At 62.0% G+C, this 20,873-nt stretch carries 22 protein-coding genes and 1 tRNA gene; 11 read left to right on the forward strand and 12 right to left on the reverse strand.

Features of this window, described 5'->3' with window-relative positions:
* Positions 1–3: 3 nt before the first annotated feature.
* The 3 genes from LDN70_RS04790 to LDN70_RS04800 all read right to left on the reverse strand — a co-directional run bounded on the left by LDN70_RS04790 (position 4) and on the right by LDN70_RS04800 (position 3,574).
* Positions 4–1,086: an ABC transporter ATP-binding protein gene (locus LDN70_RS04790; protein WP_142936539.1), complete on the reverse strand. Its 1,083-nt coding sequence runs from the start codon at positions 1,084–1,086 to the stop codon at positions 4–6.
* 207 nt (positions 1,087–1,293) lie between these two features.
* Complete coding sequence (otsB, locus tag LDN70_RS04795; protein ID WP_166841640.1) at positions 1,294–2,091, reverse strand: trehalose-phosphatase; 798 nt, start codon at positions 2,089–2,091, stop codon at positions 1,294–1,296.
* On the reverse strand, positions 2,081–3,574 hold the full coding sequence (locus tag LDN70_RS04800) for an alpha,alpha-trehalose-phosphate synthase (UDP-forming) (protein WP_142936537.1): 1,494 nt from the start codon (positions 3,572–3,574) through the stop codon (positions 2,081–2,083). Before LDN70_RS04800 ends, otsB begins: the two co-directional genes overlap by 11 nt.
* A gap of 176 nt (positions 3,575–3,750) precedes the next feature.
* Here LDN70_RS04800 and LDN70_RS04805 point away from each other — a divergent pair, with 176 nt between their 5' ends.
* Together LDN70_RS04805 and LDN70_RS04810 are read left to right on the forward strand one after the other, a co-directional pair.
* Complete coding sequence (locus LDN70_RS04805) at positions 3,751–4,629, forward strand: DsbA family protein (RefSeq protein ID WP_187697047.1); 879 nt, start codon at positions 3,751–3,753, stop codon at positions 4,627–4,629.
* 144 nt (positions 4,630–4,773) lie between these two features.
* Positions 4,774–4,850: transfer RNA gene (locus LDN70_RS04810), tRNA-Thr, on the forward strand.
* A 271-nt stretch (positions 4,851–5,121) separates the two neighbouring features.
* Here LDN70_RS04810 and LDN70_RS04815 read toward each other — a convergent pair.
* Both LDN70_RS04815 and LDN70_RS04820 read right to left on the reverse strand, forming a co-directional pair.
* A complete protein-coding gene (locus LDN70_RS04815; RefSeq protein ID WP_223941922.1) occupies positions 5,122–6,396 on the reverse strand; it encodes a Fic family protein in 1,275 nt (424 codons plus the stop codon).
* Between the two features lie 340 nt (positions 6,397–6,736).
* Positions 6,737–7,228, reverse strand: a complete 492-nt coding sequence (locus LDN70_RS04820) for a DUF2306 domain-containing protein (protein WP_142936535.1) — start codon at positions 7,226–7,228, stop codon at positions 6,737–6,739.
* Between the two features lie 303 nt (positions 7,229–7,531).
* Here LDN70_RS04820 and LDN70_RS04825 point away from each other — a divergent pair, with 303 nt between their 5' ends.
* A complete protein-coding gene (locus tag LDN70_RS04825) occupies positions 7,532–9,982 on the forward strand; it encodes a carboxypeptidase regulatory-like domain-containing protein (RefSeq protein ID WP_223941923.1) in 2,451 nt (816 codons plus the stop codon).
* Between the two features lie 77 nt (positions 9,983–10,059).
* On the opposite strand, the gene LDN70_RS04830 is transcribed toward LDN70_RS04825, so the two are convergent.
* Positions 10,060–10,362, reverse strand: coding sequence for a hypothetical protein (locus tag LDN70_RS04830; RefSeq protein ID WP_223941924.1), 303 nt, complete (start codon positions 10,360–10,362; stop codon positions 10,060–10,062).
* 239 nt (positions 10,363–10,601) lie between these two features.
* Between LDN70_RS04830 and LDN70_RS04835 the strand changes: the two genes are divergently transcribed.
* The 4 genes from LDN70_RS04835 to LDN70_RS04850 all read left to right on the forward strand — a co-directional run bounded on the left by LDN70_RS04835 (position 10,602) and on the right by LDN70_RS04850 (position 12,222).
* Positions 10,602–10,886 (forward strand): DUF1905 domain-containing protein, encoded by a 285-nt coding sequence (locus tag LDN70_RS04835; protein ID WP_142936526.1) that lies wholly within the window; start codon positions 10,602–10,604, stop codon positions 10,884–10,886.
* Positions 10,887–11,221: 335 nt separating this feature from the next.
* Positions 11,222–11,443 carry a hypothetical protein gene (locus LDN70_RS04840; protein ID WP_238703238.1) on the forward strand — a complete coding sequence of 74 codons (222 nt, stop codon included), beginning with the start codon at positions 11,222–11,224 and terminating at the stop codon, positions 11,441–11,443.
* Positions 11,444–11,557: 114 nt separating this feature from the next.
* Complete coding sequence (locus LDN70_RS04845; RefSeq protein ID WP_024819718.1) at positions 11,558–11,761, forward strand: helix-turn-helix domain-containing protein; 204 nt, start codon at positions 11,558–11,560, stop codon at positions 11,759–11,761.
* 8 nt (positions 11,762–11,769) lie between these two features.
* Positions 11,770–12,222 carry a Clp protease N-terminal domain-containing protein gene (locus LDN70_RS04850; RefSeq protein WP_223941925.1) on the forward strand — a complete coding sequence of 151 codons (453 nt, stop codon included), beginning with the start codon at positions 11,770–11,772 and terminating at the stop codon, positions 12,220–12,222.
* A 9-nt stretch (positions 12,223–12,231) separates the two neighbouring features.
* Here the strand turns inward: LDN70_RS04850 and LDN70_RS04855 are convergent, their stop codons facing one another.
* Complete coding sequence (locus LDN70_RS04855; protein WP_223942596.1) at positions 12,232–12,885, reverse strand: DedA family protein; 654 nt, start codon at positions 12,883–12,885, stop codon at positions 12,232–12,234.
* Positions 12,886–13,088: 203 nt separating this feature from the next.
* Positions 13,089–13,322: a hypothetical protein gene (locus LDN70_RS04860; RefSeq protein WP_223941926.1), complete on the reverse strand. Its 234-nt coding sequence runs from the start codon at positions 13,320–13,322 to the stop codon at positions 13,089–13,091.
* 102 nt (positions 13,323–13,424) lie between these two features.
* Between LDN70_RS04860 and LDN70_RS04865 the strand changes: the two genes are divergently transcribed.
* Entirely contained in the window at positions 13,425–14,045 is a 621-nt protein-coding gene (locus tag LDN70_RS04865) for a dihydrofolate reductase family protein (RefSeq protein WP_142936521.1), read from the forward strand.
* Between the two features lie 123 nt (positions 14,046–14,168).
* Complete coding sequence (locus LDN70_RS04870) at positions 14,169–15,833, forward strand: RecQ family ATP-dependent DNA helicase (protein ID WP_223942597.1); 1,665 nt, start codon at positions 14,169–14,171, stop codon at positions 15,831–15,833.
* Here the strand turns inward: LDN70_RS04870 and LDN70_RS04875 are convergent.
* Genes LDN70_RS04875 through LDN70_RS04885 form a run of 3 tightly spaced genes read right to left on the reverse strand, consistent with a single transcriptional unit; the run spans position 15,830 to position 18,038 of the window.
* A complete protein-coding gene (locus tag LDN70_RS04875; protein ID WP_223941927.1) occupies positions 15,830–16,336 on the reverse strand; it encodes a hypothetical protein in 507 nt (168 codons plus the stop codon). The genes LDN70_RS04870 and LDN70_RS04875 overlap by 4 nt on opposite strands.
* A gap of 18 nt (positions 16,337–16,354) precedes the next feature.
* Positions 16,355–17,284 carry an NAD(P)H-hydrate dehydratase gene (locus LDN70_RS04880; RefSeq protein WP_223941928.1) on the reverse strand — a complete coding sequence of 310 codons (930 nt, stop codon included), beginning with the start codon at positions 17,282–17,284 and terminating at the stop codon, positions 16,355–16,357.
* Positions 17,262–18,038 carry a histidine phosphatase family protein gene (locus LDN70_RS04885; protein WP_223941929.1) on the reverse strand — a complete coding sequence of 259 codons (777 nt, stop codon included), beginning with the start codon at positions 18,036–18,038 and terminating at the stop codon, positions 17,262–17,264. The genes LDN70_RS04880 and LDN70_RS04885 overlap by 23 nt, the downstream gene beginning before the upstream one ends.
* A gap of 132 nt (positions 18,039–18,170) precedes the next feature.
* On the opposite strand from LDN70_RS04885, the gene LDN70_RS04890 reads away from it, so the two are divergent.
* Together LDN70_RS04890 and LDN70_RS04895 are read left to right on the forward strand one after the other, a co-directional pair.
* Positions 18,171–19,448 (forward strand): NAD(P)/FAD-dependent oxidoreductase, encoded by a 1,278-nt coding sequence (locus LDN70_RS04890; protein ID WP_223941930.1) that lies wholly within the window; start codon positions 18,171–18,173, stop codon positions 19,446–19,448.
* 156 nt (positions 19,449–19,604) lie between these two features.
* A complete protein-coding gene (locus LDN70_RS04895; protein ID WP_223941931.1) occupies positions 19,605–20,066 on the forward strand; it encodes a GatB/YqeY domain-containing protein in 462 nt (153 codons plus the stop codon).
* Positions 20,067–20,068: 2 nt separating this feature from the next.
* On the opposite strand, the gene LDN70_RS04900 is transcribed toward LDN70_RS04895, so the two are convergent.
* Complete coding sequence (locus LDN70_RS04900; RefSeq protein ID WP_223941932.1) at positions 20,069–20,800, reverse strand: DUF72 domain-containing protein; 732 nt, start codon at positions 20,798–20,800, stop codon at positions 20,069–20,071.
* Between the last annotated feature and the right edge of the window lie 73 nt (positions 20,801–20,873).

Genomic DNA, 20,873 nt, shown 5'->3' on the forward strand with positions numbered 1-20,873 from the left:
GGATTAGTCGCCCAAGCGGAGGCCGGTCTTCGTGTCGAACAGGTGCACGTGGCCGGACTGCGGACGAACGAAGATGGACTCACCCTTCATCGGGGGGCGGCGGCCATCGACGCGGGCGACGATGTCGTGGCTCTTGCCATCAAGGATGGTGTGGCCGTAGACGTAGGCGTCGGCGCCGAGTTCTTCAACAACGTCAACCTCAACCTGGAGGCCTTCGCCGTTGCCGACCGTTTCGAGGTCTTCAGGACGCGAGCCAACGGTAACCGTCTGGCCGTGTGCTTCCTGGAGGACGTCGCGGGGCACGGGGTAGACCGTTCCACCGAACTGAACGCCGCCGTCAACAACCGGCAGTTCCAGCAGGTTCATGGCCGGGGAGCCGATGAAGCCTGCAACGAAGACGTTCTGCGGGCGGTCGTAGAGGTTGCGCGGGGTGTCAACCTGCTGCAGCAGGCCGTCCTTCAGCACAGCAACGCGGTCACCCATGGTCATGGCCTCTACCTGGTCGTGCGTCACGTAAACGGTGGTGACGCCCAGGCGGCGGGTCAGGGATGCGATCTGCGTACGGGTCTGGACACGGAGCTTGGCGTCAAGGTTGGACAGCGGCTCATCCATGAGGAAGACCTGGGGGTTACGGACGATTGCACGGCCCATGGCAACACGCTGACGCTGACCACCGGAGAGTGCCTTCGGCTTGCGGTCCAGGTACTGCTCAAGGTCAAGGAGCTTGGCGGCTTCGCGGACACGCTCGGCGCGCTCTTCCTTGGAAACGCCGGCAATCTTCAGTGCGAAGCCCATGTTGTCCGCAACGGTCATGTGCGGGTACAGGGCGTAGTTCTGGAAGACCATCGCGATGTCGCGGTCCTTCGGCGGGACGTCCGTGACGTCGCGATCACCGATCAGGATACGGCCGGCGTTGACATCCTCAAGGCCTGCGAGCATTCGCAGGGAGGTGGACTTACCGCAACCGGAGGGTCCAACGAGGACCAGGAATTCGCCATCGGCGATGTCGATGTTGAGTTTATCGACGGCGGGCTTATCTGTGCCCGGGTACAGACGCGTAGCGTTATCAAAAGTAACTGTAGCCACAGTTATCAATCCCTTCACCGGCAGGTACGTGCCGGACGATCCGTTGTGAATGGTTCTTTTTCTTCAGTTGAACTCCCCGGCCAATGGCCGGGGAGGATCGTGTGACGCCGCACGGTACTGTGCGTCACATCACATCCAAGAGTATGTCAGACTTTTTGACTAACCACCTAAATGTTACGAACGTCACAAGTTGTGCTCGTCACTTCCTTAGGTCCCCGCTGTGACCTGCCGCCGCTCGCGAAGCAAGGCCTCAAGCAGCTCCGCCACGTGCACAGGGGCTTCCACCCGATACTGGGCTTGGGTGAAGTCCAGGCCTACCTTGATGCCTACGTCGTCGCCCATCAGTCGGCCCAGTGCATCCTCATCAGTGACGTCGTCGCCGGCAAAAAGGATTGCCGTCGCGCCGGTGGCCTGACGGAGGAACTCCACAGCCTCGCCCTTGGACGCATGGACTACGGAGGTCTCCAGCACGCGCTTGCCGGTTTTTAGGTAGACACCCGGGTGCTCCCGGAGGACTCGCATCGCGGCCTCTACGGCGTCTTCGGCAACGTCGTCGTCGGCCATCCTGGTGTGAAGGACGACGCCGGCGGGCTTGTCCTCGAGCAACGTCCCCGGAGCGATGTTCACGATTTCGGCAAGAACCTCACGGACCGCGGCCAGCTTTGTGCGCTGTTCCTCGTCAAGTTCCAAGCCCAAAGAGCCCTCGCCCAGCCAGACCTCAGCGCCGTGGCTGCCGATCAGCAACGTACCGGCGGGAGGCGAGGCGACCAGCCGCAGACTGTCCAGTGCGCGGCCTGAGATGAGTGCCGTCGTCGTGCGCGGTAGTTGTGCCAGGGCCTCCAAGGCCGCGGCGGACCGGGGCAGCGGGCGTGCGTCCTCCGCACGGTCAACCAGCGGGGAGAGGGTGCCGTCGAAATCGAGGGCAACCAACAGGTGCTCGGTGCTGGAAATGCGCCGGACGGCTTCCAGCAGCTCAGGTGACAGTGAAAGGCTCTCAGCTGTCATCACGGACCACCTTCTCCTCCAAGGCGGCCAGGAACTCAGCTGACCAATGATCGACGTCGTGATCCAGAATCTGCTTGCGCATCAGCTTCATGCGGCGGCGGGCTTCCTTGGGATCCAGGGTGATGGCCTTCAGGACTGTCGATTTGAGGCCATCGATGTCGTGGGGGTTGATCAGGAATGCCTGCTTGAGCTGATCGGCAGCACCGGCGAACTCACTGAGGACCAGTGCACCGTCGTCGTTTTGACGGGCGGTCACGTATTCCTTGGCAACAAGGTTCATGCCATCGCGCAGCGCGGTGACCAGCATGACGTCCGCCGCGAGGTACAACGCGACCATCTCCTCCACCGGGTAGCTGTGGTGCAAGTAGCGCACCGCGGTGTTCTGGATGGTGTCGTAGGTGCCGTTGATGTGGCCCACGGTGCCTTCGATTTCCTCGCGCAGCAGCCGGTACTGCTCCACCCGTTCGCGGCTGGGACTTGCCACCTGGATGAGCGTGGCATCCTCCACCTTGATGTGCCCATCCGCCAGGAGTTCTTCGAAAGCCTTGAGGCGGTGCCGGATGCCTTTGGTGTAGTCCAGCCGGTCCACGCCCAGGAGGATGGTTTTGGGGTTACCCAGGTCCTTGCGGATCTGCCGGGCGCGTTCAATGATGTCCGGCCGGTCTGCGAGCTCGCGGATCTGGGCGACATCGATGGAAATCGGGAAGGCCTGGGCCCGCGCGATGTGGGTGACCTGGCCGTCGGCGCCCTTGACGTGGACCTGCTGCTGCTTGACGCTTGCGCCCAGGAACCTGCGGGCCGATCTCATGAAGTTGCCGGCATCGCTGGGGCGCTGGAAGCCCAGAAGGTCTGCCCCGAGCAAACCGTCAATGATTTCGCGACGCCACGGGAGCTGCGCAAAGATCTCCGGGGGAGGGAACGGGATGTGGTTGAAGAAGCCGATCTTCAGGTCCGGGCGGGATTCGCGCAGCAGCCTCGGAACGAGCTGCAGCTGGTAGTCCTGGACCCACACCGTGGCGCCTTCGGAAGCGTGCCGGGTAACGGCGTCGGCAAACTTCCTGTTGACCTTCCGATAGGAATCCCACCAGGTCCTGTGGAATTCCGGCGGCGCAATGACGTCGTGGTACAGCGGCCAAATGGTCGCATTGGAGAAGCCCTCGTAGAACAGCTCAACGTCGTCGGTGCTGAGCTGGACCGGAAGCAGGTCCATGCCTTCGTGGCTGAACGGCCGCACAGTTTCGTCAGGGGCGCCATGCCAACCCACCCACGCGCCGTCGCTCTTGGTCATCATGGGCGCCAGGGCCGTGACCAGGCCGCCGGGTGAGCGGCGCCAGCCACTTTCCTCGTTGTCATCGCTGATGCGATCCACCGGCAACCTGTTGGAGACCACCATGAAGTCGAACTTGGTTGCCGTGGGCTTCTTCGTAGGAGAAGCCCGGGTGCCTTGTTCGGCCTCGACTTTTTCGCTTGCCAAATCCTGCATCAATGCTCCCTAAGGTTGCTGTGATTCACCTCCCAGCCTACTAGCGGAATCATCCCGGGCAGTTGATCGTTCAACAACAGGGTCAATGGGCGTGGGTAAACCTTCAAGTTTGCTCCCGTAAACTGGCCCCGTTGCCCCAAGCTATGCACGTTGACGTCGAATACCCCGAGGAACTGATGAGCCCCGCAAACGAATCACGCCTGTCCAAGGCCGAAAGAACCGCCCAGGCGCGGGAGAAAGCGCGCGCAATCCGCGAAGAACAGCTGAAGAAGGAGAAGCGCAACAAGCTTCTTGTCGGCTGGGGAATCGTGGCGGCCGTAGTGGTCATCATCGTCGTCATTGCCTTCGCGTTCATTGGAGCCCAGAACAACAACGCGCCTGTGGCCGATCAGGGTCCCACCCCGGCGAACGGCAACGTTCACGGCGGCATCACTTTGCTGGCCAACACTGAAGTGGTGAAATCGGAACCTGCCACAGTCAACGTCGCTGATGTCCCGGCTCCCCTGGAAACCAAGCCGGCTACGGTAACCGTGCCTGGCGGCGAGGCCGAGGCCGGCAAGCCCGTCAAGGTCATTGCCTACATCGACTTCATCTGCCCCGTCTGCAAGCAGTTCGAGACCGCTTACGGCGAATCTCTCACCAACCTGCGCAACGAAGGCAAGATCTCCCTCGAGTACCGTGCCCTCGGCTTCCTGGACCGCCAGTCCACCACCAACTACTCCTCACGGGCAGCCAACGCTGCTGCCTGCGTAGTGAACTCCTCGCCCGAGAAGTACGCGGAATTCTTCAACCTGCTCTTCGAACGCCAGCCGGCTGAAGGTGGAGCGGGCATCTCCGACAACGACCTGAAAAAAATGGCCACCGAAATCGGTGCGGCCAACATCGACTCCTGCATCGACAGCAAGCAGTTCCGTCCGTGGGTGAAGGTTGCCACCCAGGAAGCTGCGGCGATCGGCGTCACCGGTACTCCTACCGTATTCATCGACGGCAAGCAGTGGGACGGCAGGTCCGACCTGAACGCTGAGATCCAGACGGCAATCACCGCCAAGGGCTAACCCTCGCGGAATGCACGACGGCGGCCGGTCACCCTTTGCGGGTGGCCGGCCGCTGCTGCTTGGCAGCGAATTTCGTTGACGGGGATGGTCTGGGCTAACCTTATCTAGCGCTCTTTCGCGCTTTGCTTTGGGTAACCGAAGCGTGCCTCCTTAGCTCAGTTGGCCAGAGCACCGCTCTTGTAAAGCGGGGGTCGTCGGTTCGAATCCGACAGGGGGCTCCACGAACCCCTCCGTACCGGCGATTTTGCCGGGATGGAGGGGTTTTTCTTGTTTGCGATGCACGGCACTGCAGGCCTTCAACACAGCGACGGCGCTCACTGGTGGACGTGTCGTCTGGATGGGACCGGCAGTCGGTGGAGGACGGACGTCTTTCACGGCTGCATGTCTGTGGTTGCCGACCGTATGACCCGGATGTCCAATGTCCCGAATTCGGAAGCGTCCAGGGTTCCGTGACGGAGCTCAGCAGCCTGAACGTGTTGAGCGCTTTAGAATTCAGCGGTGCCTGTTCCGGCGTCCTGCCCGGTATGCGAAGGCATCCAGGGCCGTGATGATGTCCGGCGCCACCCAGACGCGGGTGCCGCGGATTTTGCCGGCGGATGACAGGACACGGGCTTCCTCCAGCCGTTCGACAGCGCGGTACGCGGTGGCCAGGGATGCTCCGGTGTGTTCTGCGACCATCTCAGCGGTCAGTGCCGGCTCGCGTGGTATCAGGTGCAGGACCTTGCGGACGGATGAGGGACTACCGGCCAGGCGTTCCCGGTAGCTTGCCTCTACCGCCTCAATGTCTGCCGCCAGTTGCCGGCCGTTGTCCACAGCCCGGACAGCGGATTCCGCAAAGCGCTCCACGATCGGCTGGATGTCCCCTTCGCGATACGCGCCCAGAGCATCGAAGTACAGGCCGGTATCCGTCAATAACCCTGAGGACACTGGCACGGTGACGTTTTCGGTAACGCCCTTGGCCCGCAGCAGCGCGCTGACGATGGCCCTCCCGGTGCGGCCGTTGCCGTCGGCGAACGGGTGGATGGTCTCGAACTGGGCGTGCGCGATCGCCGCCTGGGTCAGTGCCGGGATGTCATCGCGCAGCATGAAGGCCACCAGGTCCTCCACCGCCGGCATCACCTTGTCTGGATGGGGCGGGACGAACTCGGCAGTGTGAGGGGAGTTGCCGCGGATCCAGTTCTGGGCGTCCCGGTACTCGCCGGCGATGTTTTTGTCGGAGGCGTTCAGCAGGGAGTGATGCATGACCGCAATATTCTGCGCCGACAGATCCTCGGACAGGTCTATCGCCGCCTGCAGGGCCCGGACGTTGGAGGCGATCAGTGAGGCGCTGGTACTGGAGGTGTCACCCAGCTGGGCCAGGGCGATCTTGCGTGCGCTGGCTGTCAGATTCTCAATCTGGGAGCTGGAAGCGGACTCGCTGCGCAGCAGCAGCGCCGCGAACGGGGTGGTTTCCCGGCCCAGCTCGGCGTCGAAGCGGACCATCTCCACCGTGGCGGCTTCTGCCAGCGCCTGCGTGCGGGAATCAATGGCCGGGTCCAGGCGGGCGATCTCGGGGGCGACTGCGGCCTCGTAAGGGTCGCGGGCCAGCAGCCGCTGCCTTCGGGAAGCGCCGCGGTCAGGATCGGTTTCCCAGGGATGTTTCTCGTAGCCAATGGCTGGCCAACCTCCGACACCAGTGGTCAGGGAGGCGCCCGGTTCGGGGTGTGCGCTGGCGGTAAACTCTCCGCCGGCAGAGATGCCGCGGGGCTGTCGAGACTGTGAGGCCATTTGTTCCTTTGCGAAGACACTTACTTGATTTTCTCATATGGGGATAAAATGAGAATTTCTGTGGTGTTGGTTCTCACATCGGGGCGTGTCGGCTCCGTGGACATGGATGGTGACCGTGGCAGGGTTCGCCGGGTAGTACGCGTCGGACGTGCCGGCCTTTACGTCGGCCAGGCCGGTGCCCAGGTCGGTGGCTTTCGTCCAGCCCATGGCCGTCGCGGTGGCTTCGGAGAAGCGCGACGCAACCGGCAAGCAGAGTGGTGTCGCCGGTGGCGTCTCATGCATCCCGTCTCGCCAAGCGCTCGAGATTAGCGCCAGCGTACCGGGACGACTGGACGGACATTCAACCGTCTGCACGGGCAACGCTGGCCTTCTGTCGGAGCTGCAACAGCCCCGCGACGGTCAGACCGGCTGTAAGGGCCACGGCAGCTACCCAGAGTGTGAGGCCGGCAAGGTCGTGTATGGCCATTTGGGGGAGTCGCCTGTCAGGCACGGCCACGACGCCGATGAATGCTCCGACAAGGCCGAAGTAACTGCCGCTCATGAACCGCTGATGGGCACGGATGTTGCCGCGGCGGACGCACCACAGGCCCGTGGTCAGAGTGCAGAACGTCAGGACGGATAGCGCGTGGAGCCAGTTGAATCCTCCGTCGATGGTCCGGATCCCGAAGGAGGTGAGGACCACGATGTACATGGCTACCGCCCAGATGCGGCCCAGGATCTTGTGCGCTGCGCTGCCTTTGTTGCGGCGGAGCAGGTTCACTGCGCCGAAGATCAGGGCGTAGCCCGCTGCGATGGCATGCAGGGCGATCAGGAAAGTCCACGGCGAAGGCATGTGGCCAGCCTAGCGAGTCGGATGGGGCTTACCGGATCGTGTTGGCGGGGGGCGGGTGAGATCTTTGCCGGGAACTGGTACAAGAGCTCAGGGTCGTCTTCATCCAATCACGCGGCGCAGATCCGAATGATCCCGTCCGGCGAGGTACTGAACAGGCCCACCGGGCCGAGTGCCGCCGTCGTGAGTTCATCGCCTCAGCGCACTGGGCAGCTCTCCCCATGGCACTCCTGCGGTCCCGTGCCTACGATGACAGGGGACCGCTCGGTCCGCTCAGTCACTTTCTTGGGGAAAAGGACCTTACCCATGCCGTTGCCTCGACCTGCCACTCACCATCCGCTTCGAAGGACACGGCAAGGAGTGTGGGCCGCCCTGGTGACGGCCGTCCTGGTGGCTGCCGGCCTTTTCGCCGGCGCGGCACCCGCCTCGGCCGCAACCTACACCTTCAAGGGTGTGGTCAAAGGAAAACTGACAGCAACCGCAACGGCCACTGCGCTTGGCGACGTGTGGGTGGGGGCGTACACCAATGACGACCGTGCCTCCTTGGTGGCCGGTGCGTGGTCTGCCCCCGATGGCTCCTACAGCTTTAGCGTGCCGACTGCCGGCAGTTACAAGCTGTGGACCACCTGCAGCAGCGGACCTTGCTCCGCCACCTACGCCGACGAGTGGAACGCGAACCAGTCCAGTTCCTACGGTTCGACGCCGGTTGCCGTCACCGATGCTGCCCCCATCACCACTTTCAACCCGCAGTTGGAAGCCTTCGGCAGCATGAGCGGCAGGGTCACCAACAAAGCCGGCCAGCCGGTGACGGCGGTGTCCGTCTCAGCTTCACCCAACAACGGCGGACAGGTGAGCAGCACCAAGCCTGATGCCAACGGCTACTTCACCCTCACCAAGATTCCGCCCAACCAGGCATACATCAGCGTCCGGGACGAGTCGGGCCAGCGTCTCTACCTGGAACAGTATTGGAACGGCACGGGCACCGTGGATACCTACAGCACGGCTACCGTCCCGCCCGGTGTGCAGTGGACCAACGTGAACTTCATCCTCAAGGATGAAACCCTCATGGAAGCAACTGTCGTCGATCCGGCAGGCGCGCCGATTGCCGACGTCGGGTATGTCCCGTGGGTCTACAACGACGCAACGGGAGCCTGGGACGGACCACAGATGGGTCCGCTTACCTCGGATGCGCAGGGCAAGATCTACTGGCGCATGGCAGTGGGAAAGAAATACAAGCTCTGCGTCTCGGACACGGTTTACGAGGGCACGCCCCGCGAAAAACGCTACAAGGCCGAATGCTACGACAATACGGCCACCAAGGACACGGCCACCGTTCTGACGGCAACCGCTGCCGGCCAGCGTGTAAAGCTGACCATGCAACTGGACGTCGAAGGGCTGTCGCTGGCACCTGGCAGGCCATTCGTTTACGGTTCTGCCCAGGCCGGACAGAAACTGACCGTTGATCCCGGTGTCTGGGGACCGGCTCCGGTGACCCTCGCCTACCAGTGGCAGCGCTCCAAAGACGGCGAGGCCCTTCAGGACATTGCCGGCGCCACCACCACCGCGTACGTGCCCACCGCCGCTGATGCCGGGTACGATATCTGGGCGAAAGTCAGCGGGACCAAGACCGGGTATGCGTCATACTCCACCTCGGTACACGGCGGAAAATCGGGCGCCGACGCCGTCACGGCTTCCAAGCCCTTCACCCTTCTGGGAACGCCCAGCGCCGGGAACACTCTGAACGTTGACCACGGCACCCTGAATCCCGCTCCCGATTTTGGTCCTTACTACGACTGGTTTGTCGACGGCGTGCAGGACTACAGGTCAAACGGGCCGACGTTCCTCCTCCAAGCCTCCGACGCCGGCAAGAAAGTCACTGCCCGGCTGAGTGTCCACGACTGGCCCCTGCAGCCCTATTACGGCCAGGCCACCGTCACCGTCGCTGCCGGGACCTTGACGGCTCCGGTGCCGACGATGTCCGGGACGGTGAAGGTCGGCTCGGTGTTGACGGCTGCTCCGGGTGCGTGGGGTCCTGCTCCTGTGACGTTGGCGTATCAGTGGTTCCGGAGCGGTGTTGCGGTGACGGGTGCTACTTCTGCTACTTACTCGTTGGTTGCGGCTGATCTGGGTAAGGCCATGACGGTCAAGGTCACGGGTTCGAAAGCAGGGTTTACGACGGCGGCGAAGACTTCCGCTGCGACTGCTGCTGTCGCGGCGGGGACCTTGACGGCTCCGGTACCGACGATGTCCGGGACGGTGAAGGTCGGCTCGGTGTTGACGGCTGCTCCGGGTGCGTGGGGTCCTGCTCCTGTGACGTTGGCGTATCAGTGGTTCCGGAGCGGTGTTGCGGTGACGGGTGCTACTTCTGCTACTTACTCGTTGGTTGCGGCTGATCTGGGTAAGGCCATGACGGTCAAGGTCACGGGTTCGAAAGCAGGGTTTACGACGGCGGCGAAGACTTCCGCTGCTACGGCTGCGGTCGCTGCCGGTACCCTGACAGCTCCGGTTCCTGCGGTGTCGGGCACCAACATGGTGGGCAGCACGCTCACTGCGACTCCCGGCACGTGGGGTCCTGCGCCCGTGACGCTGACCTACCAGTGGTACCGCGGAAGCACCGCCATTTCGGGCGCCACCGCCCAGACGTACAAACTGGTCGCCGCGGACAAGGGAAGTGCCATCAAAGTACGCGTGACCGGCACAAAGACTGCGTACACTGCACTGGCGCGCTACTCTGCGGCCACGGCCCTGATCGGCTGATCAGAAGTTGCTGGCGGGGGTCGCTTGGTTGGCGGCGGTGGCTCCGGCTATCCGCTGAGCCTTGCCGTGTCCGGCCCTTACTCGGGCTTGAACGATGACAACCGGCTGATCCGCCGCCGCGCCGCAGCAATCAACGGACGTGCTGCCAGAACGCCTGCTTTCAACGAGCCAAGAACCTTGTTGAAACTGCCTTCGAAGCGGCCTCTGCTTCGCCAGTTTTGCGTCAGTTCCCACGTGGTGCGGACGGAATGCACAGCGAGTACGACGGTAAAGAGTGAGATCACCAAGCCAGCGATCGAGGCGGCCACGATCATCACACCTGTGACGTGCACCAAGAAGACGGCAGAGATCACAACCGTGTGGGCGTCAAGAAGTTCCATATTCATTTCTCGTTGTGCGGGATGGTGAGTTGGTAGTGCCAGGGTGCGGGAGACGGAACCCGCTGCCAGGTGCGCGGGTTGCACCTTCAGTTTCGTCTTTATCCTAGCTACGAGCACCTAATGGTTCGTTGGCAACGCGTCACGTACTTGTCAGAATTGCCAGGACGGCAGAGTGTCCGTCAATACGCTGCCCGAATAAGCGGCAGCGTCCAGCTCGGCACAGTGACAAGGACGAGAAGATGGCAGAACCACAACCACTGGACATCACCTTTGTTGCCCTGCTCGGCAAAGTTCGACCAGGAGATACCTGGACCTGTGTCCAATTGCCTGAGTCAGCGAAGATCTTTGGAACCCGTGGACTGGTCAAAGTGGCCGGCACAGTAGACGGGCACCCGTTCACTGGAGCCTTCATGGCGTTGGGAGACGGTACGCACAAACTGCCGGTGGCCGCTCCTGTCCGAAAAGCCATCGGCAAGGGCGACGGTGACGCCGTTGAAGTTCACCTCACTCAGCGACTGAACTGACACTAGAACTCCAAGAACTAGCTGAAATCCGCCGCCGGATCTTTTCAGCCGTCAGTCTTGTTGGGGTAGTCGAAGCTGCAAACGAAATGTGACTGGCGTTCAGCCCGCGGCGCCAAAGTTACCCGATGATGCTGAGTCGCCCGGCGCCCCGTTGCTCATTGGAACCGTGAATACCGGGGTGAGCAGGCCATTCACGCCACGACTCTGAATTCGTCTGATCCCCCGCGTGTGTCTCTTCCCTTCCTGCAAAACGACTCCCGGTGGTCTGACCCCAAATTGATTCCTACACGCAAGGCGGCGCGTGGGCTTGGCACGCAGAAGATGAACTGGGCGTCATCCGCGTAGGTGCGAGGGCCGACGTCGTGGTCTGGTCTTCGAATCTCTACGCTCTTGGAGCGGACGAACTCCTCGGCGAGCGGGCCGACCTGACGATCGTCAATGGCGCAGTGGTCCACGATGCCCGGAGGGAGTTCGCCGAAGAGCCACCTGTGGAGGCCGCAGCGGCCTATGCGACCAAGGGCGTCCCGTCCTCCGCGCACTCAACGTGCTCACACTAACGCCAAGCTCCCGGGGGCGCAGGGATCCCCTAGGGCCGTAAGCCCTCAATCCAACCGAAGCAGCTTGTCAGTCTAGGTTGACAGTTCCATACCTGTCAGTCTAGCCTGACAGGTATGGAAGCTGATGATCTATCCGAGCAGATCCATTCGACGAACCCCGCCGTGGGCCTACGCGCAGTGGGAGCCCTTCACCGCCTGGCCGAGCAGGTTGAGGCGGTCCACGTGCGGGCGGCCCGTGAGCAGGGGTGGACGTGGGAGCAGATCGGTGATGCCTTGGGTGTCTCACGACAATCAGTGCACGCAAAATACAGGGAATGAGTTGAGCCATGTTTGAACAATTTGCCCGTGATACCCGCAGGATTGTGGGGTACGCCATGGAAGAAGCCCGAGGCAGGGGCGACAAGCGACTGGGAACGGAGCACCTGCTTTTGGGGGCGCTTCATGAACCGGAACCCGCCGCGGTCCTTGGCATCACTCTGGACGATGCTCATGACGCGGCCTCCCGGTTGGATGCCGCTGCGCTGAAGGCTATCGGGCTGGAAACCAGAAACCCTAAGGGGGCCACGATGCCAACAAAGGGGAGGAAGCCGCCGTTTAGTTCGGGCGCCAAGGAAGTGATGGCCAACATGGTGAAACAGGCAATGGATCAGAAGTCCCGGCAGATCACAACGTCAAACCTTCTTGTGGCGCTTCTGGATCGCGAAGAACACGATCCTGTGTCTGCTCTCTTCGAAGAACTCAAGGTGGACAAAACGACGGTTCGAGCCCGACTCCGGTGAAGGGGCTCTCTACCGGGCGCTTTCCTTGCGCTTCTTGACCCTCCGGATGATGAGCCACACGACGAACGCGGCAAGCCCTGCGTAGACGGCGTAATTGAGGAATCGCGAATACTGATCAACCAAGTGGTATTGCTTGCCGAGCAGTGCTCCCGCTCCAATGAGCAGGGCGTTCCATACGCCCGTCCCCGCGACAGTAAAGATGCTAAACGTCACGAGGTTCATGCGTTCAGCACCTGCCGGGAGGGAAATGAGGCTGCGCACCCCGGGAAGCAGCCTGCCAAAGAAGATCGCTGACTTGCCGTGGCGTTCGAACCATCCAGCGGCTTTCTCGAAATCTTCCCGATCAACCAACGGCAGTTTTGACAGCAGCTTGATGGCCCTTTCCTGCCCCACCTTGTAACCCAGCCAGTACAGGAGCATCGCTCCGGCGTAGGCGCCAAGTGTGCTGGTGACAAAGACCGGGATCAGGTTCATGCCACCCTGCTGGGTAAGGAACCCGGCCAGTGGGAGGATCACCTCGCTGGGTATGGGCGGAAACACGGTCTCCAGGAGCGTCAACAAGCCGACGCCCCATTCGCCGAGGGCTTCGATTACCTGTGCGGCCACCCCCACAATCCCGGTTAGTTCATCGGCTGCAGCGGTCGCCGTGAGCAAGCTGATCAGGTTGATCTCCCTTCATGACGGACGCTTCGAAAAGACCTGGCGCGGAAATTGACGGTGACAAAGAGAAGCCCAGTGATGGGGGACCACTGGGCTTCCACCTCAACGCTATGCCCATCTACGCCCTCCGGCAACAAGCAATGTAAAGAGGTTTTTTACGCTGGTAACTGCACTGCAACAAAGGCGCCGCGTCGGAGCTCAACTGCCTAGGCGCCGTGCGGCCGAATACGGGCGTGGTGCCCGGATCGGACCTTCAGTGAGGATGGTCGGAACCGATGGACGGTGCGCGGCTCGCCCCTCGGATGGCGGGGGTGGCGAGCCTTGGGCTTGTGCTCTTCCTCGGCGCGCGAGGAGGGGAGCAGGGCCAATGGCAGGATGGTGGCTGCGAGCCAGACAACCACGCCAATAAGCACAAGAAGTTTGGCTGAAGTGGGCTCCATAACCCAAGCATAGGCACCTTAATCACCGTTGGTAAGTAGCCTGATTACCACCTTTCCGGGCAGTGTCCTTGACAAGCCCGGCGGTGCCACAACACTGATTCCATGTACAGGAACAGCCGCGTCTCAGCCCAGTTTTCCATGTCCCTTGACGGATTCATCGCTCGGGATGATGACGGAGTCGGACCGCTCTTCGACTGGTACGAGGCCGGACCCGTTGAAACATGGATGCCGGGTCACCCCGTGCCGTTTCATCTCAGCGAAGCCGATGCCGCTTACTGGAGATCACTCCCAAGGGAGGGTGCATTCATCTGCGGCAGGCGGATCTTCGATCTGACGAGGGGGTGGGGCGGTCACCCGCCCAATGAGTCGCCCACCGTCGTCTTGACGCACCGCGAACCTCCTTCGGATTGGCCGCCGGTCCGGCGGGACGGCCAGACTGTCCCGTTCGAATTCGTTGGGGACCTGGGATCGGCACTGGAGCGTGCGGCGCACCTCGCGGCGGGCAAGGAGATAGGTGTTGCCGGCGCGGACGTGGCACGGCAGTGCTTGCGCCTCGGTGTGGTGGACGAACTCCGGGTTGATTTGGTGCCCGTGCTGCTCGGAAGTGGCATTCGTTGGTTCGGTGACCTTGGCGCGGAGTTCGTGCTGGACGATCCCGTGATCGTCCCAGGAACACGCGTCACCCACCTGAGCTATCAGGTGCGGTCCCGGGATCTGCGCTAACGTCACCCCAGGTTATCCACAACCGGGCATACAGCGTACGACGGCGGGGCCTCGCCCGCGCTAGGCTGGTCACCTCGGCTGATGCAAGTGGCCGCAGGAACCACAACGCGGAGCCACATCTTCATGTCCGATGACCTTGCCCTGACCGCCCTGGCGGCCACTTCCTTTTCTTTGCCTGAGCTGCGCGACGGACAACTCGCAGGTATGACCGCCGTCGTCGAGGGTCGTGATGTCCTCGCTGTCATGCCTACCGGGTACGGAAAATCCGCTACCTATCAAGTCGCAGCACTGCACCTTCACAACACAACGGGCCGACCCGCCGTCGTCGTTTCTCCACTTATTGCCTTGCAAGAAGACCAAATGGACGGGCTGAATGAGGACCTGGGCGAGGGCGCCGCCGTCGTCATCAATTCCTCCCTCAGTGCTTCGGAGGTGGAGGCAGCGTGGCAGGCAATTGAATCCGGAAAGGCGATATTCCTGTTCCTCGCACCCGAACAATTGGCTAAGCGGGAAACCGTGGACCGGATCGCCACGCTGCACATCACCATGTTCGTAGTGGACGAGGCACACTGCGTATCCTCTTGGGGGCATGACTTCCGCCCGGACTACCTCGACTTAGGCAGCGTCCGCGAGCGCCTGGGTAACCCGCCGGTCATAGCCTTGACCGCAACTGCGTCCCCACCCGTGCGTGAGGAAATCGTCAAGAGGTTGGGCATGACGGAACCGCTGGTCCTGGTGCGTGGCTTCGATCGCCCCAACATCAGCCTCGACGTTGTCCGGCACCAAGAGGACAAAGGCAAGCGGAAAGCCGTAGTCGAGCAGGTCATCGCCTTGGCCAAGGCCGCGGGCATGGGGCTGCTCTATGCCGCTACCCGCAAGGACACCGAGAAGTACGCGGCCAAGCTAAAAGATCAAGGTATGCGGGCCGAGGCTTATCACGCAGGACGTTCCGACACTGACAGGGAGAGCATCCACGAGCAGTTCCTGGATGACCAGCTGGAGGTAGTGGTTGCCACAACAGCCTTCGGCATGGGGATCGACAAACCCAACGTCCGGTTCGTGGTGCACGCAGATATTCCGGAGTCCTTGGACGCTTATTATCAGGAAATCGGCCGCGCGGGCCGGGACGGCGAACCGGCCGCTGCGACACTGCATTACCGTGCCGAGGACCTTGGGCTGCGTAAGTTCTTTGCCACCCATGCCCCGGACGCGAAGGAGCTCATGGCCGTGCTGAAAGTCATTAAGAACGCGGGCGCACCTGCCCCCAAAACCGCCCTGGCGGAGCTCACCGGCTTCCCTGCCCGCCGGGTTACAGCGTTGGTGAACCAGTTGGAGGAAGCCGGCGCCGTGAAAACCGGCAAGCGCGGCATCCGGCTCAGTTCCAAAGCCAAGCCGACCGCACTGGTAGAGCGAGCCGCCCGGTTGGCTGAGGCGCGTCAACGCGTGGACCAGTCCCGGCTCACCATGATGCGTGGCTACGCGGAGACGGACGGCTGCCGTCGCCAGTTCCTTTTGGGCTACTTCGGGGAGGATCTGCCGCGGCCCTGCGGCAATTGCGATGCTTGCGCCGAAGCACCCGACGACGCCGGGTCAGGTTCCGCTGGTCACCTCACCTCAACTGCCGAGAACTTGTTCCCGTTGCAGTCCACCGTGATCCACAAAGAGTGGGGTCCCGGTTTGGTGATGAGGCACGAGGACGACGTCATGACTGTTCTGTTCGAAAAGGAAGGCTACAAGACCTTGTCCCGTACCGCCGTCGTCGAGCATGAATTGCTGAAGCCGGCTTAGGTGCGGGCCGTGCGCATCCCGGGCCTTCCACGAAAGATCACCACCATCAGCGTGCAGATCAGAGCTGCCGCGCTGAGCAGGCCCAGCAGACCGCCCCATGGAGTGTAGTCACCACCGGATATGAAGAAGGCGTCTGCCAAGGCCATACCGGCGGAGAAAGATGCAAAGAAATACATGGGTGCGCCGAGCACCAGAATCAAGAGTTGGACAATTACAACTGTTCTCAGCCGTGAAATAACCCGGGTTGCCGTCAGCAGGACCACAACCAGAGCAAGAAGCGTTCCGACGCTCGTCCACGTCAAAACTGCCACCAAGGAGATTGACTCGTTGCGTCGGGCCAATCCTTCGTGGATTTCGTCCAGCGTGGCGCCCGGAACAGCGGCGAGCGGATTCCACACGAGGATCTGCAACGCTGCGGTGAGCCCGTAGGCCGCGATTGCCATGAGCCCAACGATGCTGATGATGACGCGCGATGTTTGTGTGCTGCTTCCTTTGGTCCCCATGCAGGCAGCCTATTCGTATCAGGTATTGAGCTCCAGCATGAGGGCGGGCAGTTCGTCGGCGAGCTCCCTGGCCAGGAACCCGAGCGGGCCGAGCTTGCTGGCCAGGCGGTCGGCAGCGGCGGCGTGAAGGTGCGTGCCCCAGCAAGCAGCTTGAGCATCGCTGGTCCCGCGCGCACGGAGCCCCGCGATGGCCCCTGCCAAAACATCGCCGCTGCCTGACGTGCCCAGTCCGCCGTAACCAGTGGTGATCTTCCACAGCGGCGAGTCGTCTGCTGTTGCGGCGCCAGGTCCGGCGATGTAACCCTGACAACTCACCACCGCATCGAACCGGCGAGCGACCTCAGCAACGTCGGTTTCCAGGTCCTCCACGTCTCTGCCCAGAAGAAATCCGGTTTCGGTCGGATTCGGTGTAAGGATCAGCCGGCCGCGCCACGGCCCCAATTTTTCCTCAATCTTTACCAAGCCGCCCAAGGCGAAGGCGTCAAGAACGATGGCGGGAGCACCGCCGTCGTTGGCCGCCTCGTGGGATTCCTCCTGCTCCAGCAGCGCTCGCAGCAGCGATTCGGCGAGGTCCGGATCGTCCAGGCCAGGGCCGATCAGCACGGCATCAGCCCGATCCAGGTAGGACGAGATCCTGTCGAGTCCTTCCCCGGTGACGGACCCTTCCGGGTTCTCGGGCATGCCCACGGAACCGCCTTCCGGGAGCGCAACTCCTACGGGGACCGCTACGGATTCGGCCACTGCCAAAGTGATCTTTCCGGCGCCGGCACGAAGGGCTGAGGTGCCGGCCAGCAACGCCGCGCCGGGAGTTGCGCGAGCTCCACCGATCACCAGCACTGCACCGCGCGAGTACTTGTCCTCTCCGGGGGCGGGCAACGGCCAGTCGCGCAGAAGCGAGGGCGTCACCAGTGTTGGTGCGGGGCTATCACTGTGGATGGACACTGGCATCTCCTGCGTGTTCCGTGACGGTGACACCCTGCTCCGCAAGGTGGTCAGCAACATTGAAGCTCTCCAGTTGCCAGGGACCTGCGCCCGAGGGACGGACATACCGGGTGATGGAAGCATTCAGCACCGATGTGGTGGCCGCAAGGTCAAGGATTTCCTGCTCGGACATGCCCTCCAAAACGTAACGGACCAGCAGGATGACGGCGTCGTGGCAGACCAGCATCACTCGTTGCCCTGATCCCAGGGTGTTGAGCTCATCCAGGATGGATCGCAGACGGAGTGCGACGTCAGCCCACGATTCACCGCCTGGCGGCCGGTAGTACAGCTTGCCCAGCCATAGCCGCCGCTCTGCTTCGTCTGGGTATCGGGTCTCTACTCCCAAACGTGTTAGCCGGTCCAGGATGCCCAGCTCCCGGTCCCGGAGACGTTCATCAGTAAGCACTTTCACAGGCCAGCCGGCTGTCTCAACGGCGATTTCCGCCGTCTGAAGGGCCCTTGCGTAGGGGGAGGAGACAATGGCATCCGGTCGGAGTTCTTCGGCGATCCGGGCGAGTGCCGTCCCCAGGGCCTTTGCCTGGTCCTGCCCGGTGCTCGACAGATTCACATCAGCATCCCTGGCTGGAACGTCAATGACTTCGGCTCCAGACAGTCGAGCCTCCGTAGCGGCCACGTTGCCTTCGCTCTCGCCGTGCCGGATCAGGAGCAACTCAACGGCTCCCGCTTCCTGCACCGCGTCCGTCAGCCCGTCCTCGTTCACAAGATCACCCTTCCGTGTGCGTTGCCGAATGCAGAACACTACCCACTGCGTACCCACAGGAACAGAGGATAAACGCTCGACGGTGATCACAAGCCTCTGTTGTGGGAACTGGGAGTGCAGTAAGTTGCTCGCATGGAGGACTCATACCCAGTCATCATTGTCGGTGCCGGATTCGCGGGTGTTGCAGCTGCAAAAGAGCTGGGCCGCAAGGGCGTTCGTGTCTTGCTGATCGACTCAAATAACTATCACCAGTTCCAGCCGCTCCTCTATCAAGTGGCAACCTCGCAAATTGGGGTTTCGGCCATTGCCCGGCCACTGCGTTCCGTTTTCCGGCGCTACAAAAGTGTCAAAGTTCTGACCTCGAAGGTTGACGCCGTTAACGCCGCGGAGCGAGTGGTCAGGACTACTGATGGCCGCGTCTTCCACGCCGAAATCCTGGTCATCGCGGTGGGGGCGGTCCCGAACTTCTTCGATACACCTGGAGCAGAAGAGTATGCCTTCCCGCTGTATTCCGTCACAGATGCGACGAAGCTGGGGAGCGGCCTCACCCGCTTGTTGGACCAAGCCGATAGGAACCCGGACGGGTCTGTGGACGTAGTGGTGGTGGGCGGCGGACCCACCGGAGTTGAAACGGCCGGGGCAATGGCCGAGAACGTTAAGTACGTGGTTAGCAAGTACTTCTCGCCGGAACTCGCGGCACGCTGCAGGGTTCATTTGGTGGACATGGTGCCCACAGTCCTGAACATGTTTTCCAAGAAGTCGCAGAGCTACGCCACCGATCATTTGAAGAAGGTGGGCGTCCAACTCCACATGGGAGTGGGAGTGACGGAGGTACGGAAAGACGGAGTGACCCTGGCTGACGGAAGCTCCGTGCCCGGGCAAATTGTGGTGTGGGCCGGCGGTTTGAAAGCAGGGGACCTCATTGGCGGTTCGGGCTTGACCCAGGGGAGGGGAGGTCGCGTTGACGTCAAGACGGACCTGACTGCCCCTGGCGTTGAGGGCGTGTATGTCATCGGGGATTGCGCCAACATCACCGATTCAACGGGGGCAAAATTGCCCCAGCTGGGTTCGGTGGCTCAACAGGCCGGAAAATGGGCCGCGTCGAACATTCTCGCGGATCTCAAGGGCGAGAACCGCGCTCCGTTCCGGTACGTCGACAAAGGCTATATGGCGATGGTGGGTCGTGGCGCTGCAGTGGCAGAGCTGGGCCGCAAGCGAATCCAACTCCAAGGCATCCTGGCCTTCTTGTCTTGGCTGTTGGTCCACCTCGCCCTTTTGTCCGGGCTCCAGCAGAAAATCCGGGCTCTCTTCTCCTGGCTTAACGGATACATCCTTCACAGCCCTGCACAGGTGGTAGTCAGCGGGCCCACTGAGAAGGAAACAACGGAGCAGGATCCGCCCAGCACTTGAGCCCCGCACGACGTTTTACTCGTAATGAATGGTTTATTGCAGTGCGGCGAGCACGCACCACAGGAACATCCGAACCACGCGCGGCTCGGCTCCGCGAAACATCCCCCATGCACTCATTCTGGGAAGATAACAGGAGGAACCCAAACAAGGAGCATCATGACACTCAAAGAACGCCTCAAGGCGGACGTCGTCGACCATATGAAGGCGGGCAACAAGCTTGCGTTGACCACTGTGCGCAACGTGCTGGGTGAGATCACCACCCGTGAGAAGTCAGGCAAGACGCCGGTTGAGCTCGACGACGCACAGGTCACCTCGCTGCTTCAGAAGGAAGTCGCAAAGCGGCGGGATACGGCTCGGATCTACACCGAGGCGGGCGAGGCAGATCGGGCCGCAGCCGAGGTGGCGGAGGCCGAAATCATCGAAGCCTACCTGCCAAAAGCTCTTACCCGAGAAGAAGTGGAAGCAATCGTTGACGATGCCGTGGAGGCACTGAAAGCTGATGGCCAAGAGCTGTCCATGCGTTCCATAGGAGCCGTGATGAAGCCCGTCACTGCCAAGGTTGCTGGACGGTTTGATGGCAAGACTGTCAGCGAGATCGTGCGGGGACGCCTTGCGTAGAGTCAACTGACCCCAAGCAGCCACCGCAGAGTGTCAGCGTTGCGCACGGCGTAACCACCGCCGTCGTTGTTGAAGTAGACGTACACGTCCTTGCCGTAGCCGTCCCACTCGCGAATCCGGTCCGCCCACCATCGCAGATCATCATCGGAGTATGAGCCGCCGTAGAGGTGCTCATGGTCCGGGCCGTGCAGACGAACGTACACGAATGGTGCGGTGGCCCGGAGGATGCACGGCAGATGGGCGCCGCTCATGATGCAGTAGGCTGCGCCTCGGCGCTCCAGTAGGGCGTAGACGTCCGGGTGGTCCCAACTGTCATGCCGAAACTCGATGGCGACGCGAACCCACTGCGGAAGCGTGGCCAGGAAGTAGTCGAGCCGGGCGTCGTCGCGTTGAAAATCAGGTGGAAGCTGGACCAGGAGTACAGCCCTTTTGTCGCCGAGTTCGTGCCAGCAGCGGACGATCCGTTCCACCCAAACTTCGGGACTATAGAGCTTCTTGCCGTGCGTAAGACCGCGTGGCGCTTTCACCGACATGGCAAAGCCAGCAGGGAGCCGCTCCCTCCAATTCGCGAAGGACGTATCGCGAGGCCACCGGTAAAAACTTGCGTTTAGCTCAACCGTGCTAAATCGCGCCGTGTAGTGGGCCAGGCGCTTGGCCGCGGGAAGACTCGGGGGATACAGCACGTCCTCCCAATGGTCGTAGCTCCAGCCCGAGGTGCCAATGCGGATGCCCATGATGTGGATGGTAGCGGGATTCTGGGCCGAAAGGGTGGTGGCTTGGGCGGCTCACGGTGCTGGCCTAGACTCA

Source organism: Arthrobacter sp. StoSoilB22, assembly GCF_019977315.1.
In the GTDB taxonomy this organism is placed as follows: domain Bacteria; phylum Actinomycetota; class Actinomycetes; order Actinomycetales; family Micrococcaceae; genus Arthrobacter.

Excerpts from the sequence above, each read along its gene's own strand:
- otsB (WP_166841640.1), bottom strand. The coding sequence starts at position 2,091 with ATGACAGCTGAGAGCCTTTCACTGTCACCTGAGCTGCTGGAAGCCGTC.
- LDN70_RS04800 (WP_142936537.1), bottom strand. The coding sequence starts at position 3,574 with ATGCAGGATTTGGCAAGCGAAAAAGTCGAGGCCGAACAAGGCACCCGG.
- LDN70_RS04805 (WP_187697047.1), top strand. The coding sequence starts at position 3,751 with ATGAGCCCCGCAAACGAATCACGCCTGTCCAAGGCCGAAAGAACCGCC.
- LDN70_RS04815 (WP_223941922.1), bottom strand. The coding sequence starts at position 6,396 with ATGGCCTCACAGTCTCGACAGCCCCGCGGCATCTCTGCCGGCGGAGAG.
- LDN70_RS04820 (WP_142936535.1), bottom strand. The coding sequence starts at position 7,228 with ATGCCTTCGCCGTGGACTTTCCTGATCGCCCTGCATGCCATCGCAGCG.
- LDN70_RS04825 (WP_223941923.1), top strand. The coding sequence starts at position 7,532 with ATGCCGTTGCCTCGACCTGCCACTCACCATCCGCTTCGAAGGACACGG.
- LDN70_RS04830 (WP_223941924.1), bottom strand. The coding sequence starts at position 10,362 with ATGGAACTTCTTGACGCCCACACGGTTGTGATCTCTGCCGTCTTCTTG.
- LDN70_RS04835 (WP_142936526.1), top strand. The coding sequence starts at position 10,602 with ATGGCAGAACCACAACCACTGGACATCACCTTTGTTGCCCTGCTCGGC.
- LDN70_RS04845 (WP_024819718.1), top strand. The coding sequence starts at position 11,558 with ATGGAAGCTGATGATCTATCCGAGCAGATCCATTCGACGAACCCCGCC.
- LDN70_RS04850 (WP_223941925.1), top strand. The coding sequence starts at position 11,770 with ATGTTTGAACAATTTGCCCGTGATACCCGCAGGATTGTGGGGTACGCC.
- LDN70_RS04860 (WP_223941926.1), bottom strand. The coding sequence starts at position 13,322 with ATGGAGCCCACTTCAGCCAAACTTCTTGTGCTTATTGGCGTGGTTGTC.
- LDN70_RS04865 (WP_142936521.1), top strand. The coding sequence starts at position 13,425 with ATGTACAGGAACAGCCGCGTCTCAGCCCAGTTTTCCATGTCCCTTGAC.
- LDN70_RS04870 (WP_223942597.1), top strand. The coding sequence starts at position 14,169 with ATGTCCGATGACCTTGCCCTGACCGCCCTGGCGGCCACTTCCTTTTCT.
- LDN70_RS04875 (WP_223941927.1), bottom strand. The coding sequence starts at position 16,336 with ATGGGGACCAAAGGAAGCAGCACACAAACATCGCGCGTCATCATCAGC.
- LDN70_RS04880 (WP_223941928.1), bottom strand. The coding sequence starts at position 17,284 with ATGCCAGTGTCCATCCACAGTGATAGCCCCGCACCAACACTGGTGACG.
- LDN70_RS04890 (WP_223941930.1), top strand. The coding sequence starts at position 18,171 with ATGGAGGACTCATACCCAGTCATCATTGTCGGTGCCGGATTCGCGGGT.
- LDN70_RS04895 (WP_223941931.1), top strand. The coding sequence starts at position 19,605 with ATGACACTCAAAGAACGCCTCAAGGCGGACGTCGTCGACCATATGAAG.
- LDN70_RS04900 (WP_223941932.1), bottom strand. The coding sequence starts at position 20,800 with ATGGGCATCCGCATTGGCACCTCGGGCTGGAGCTACGACCATTGGGAG.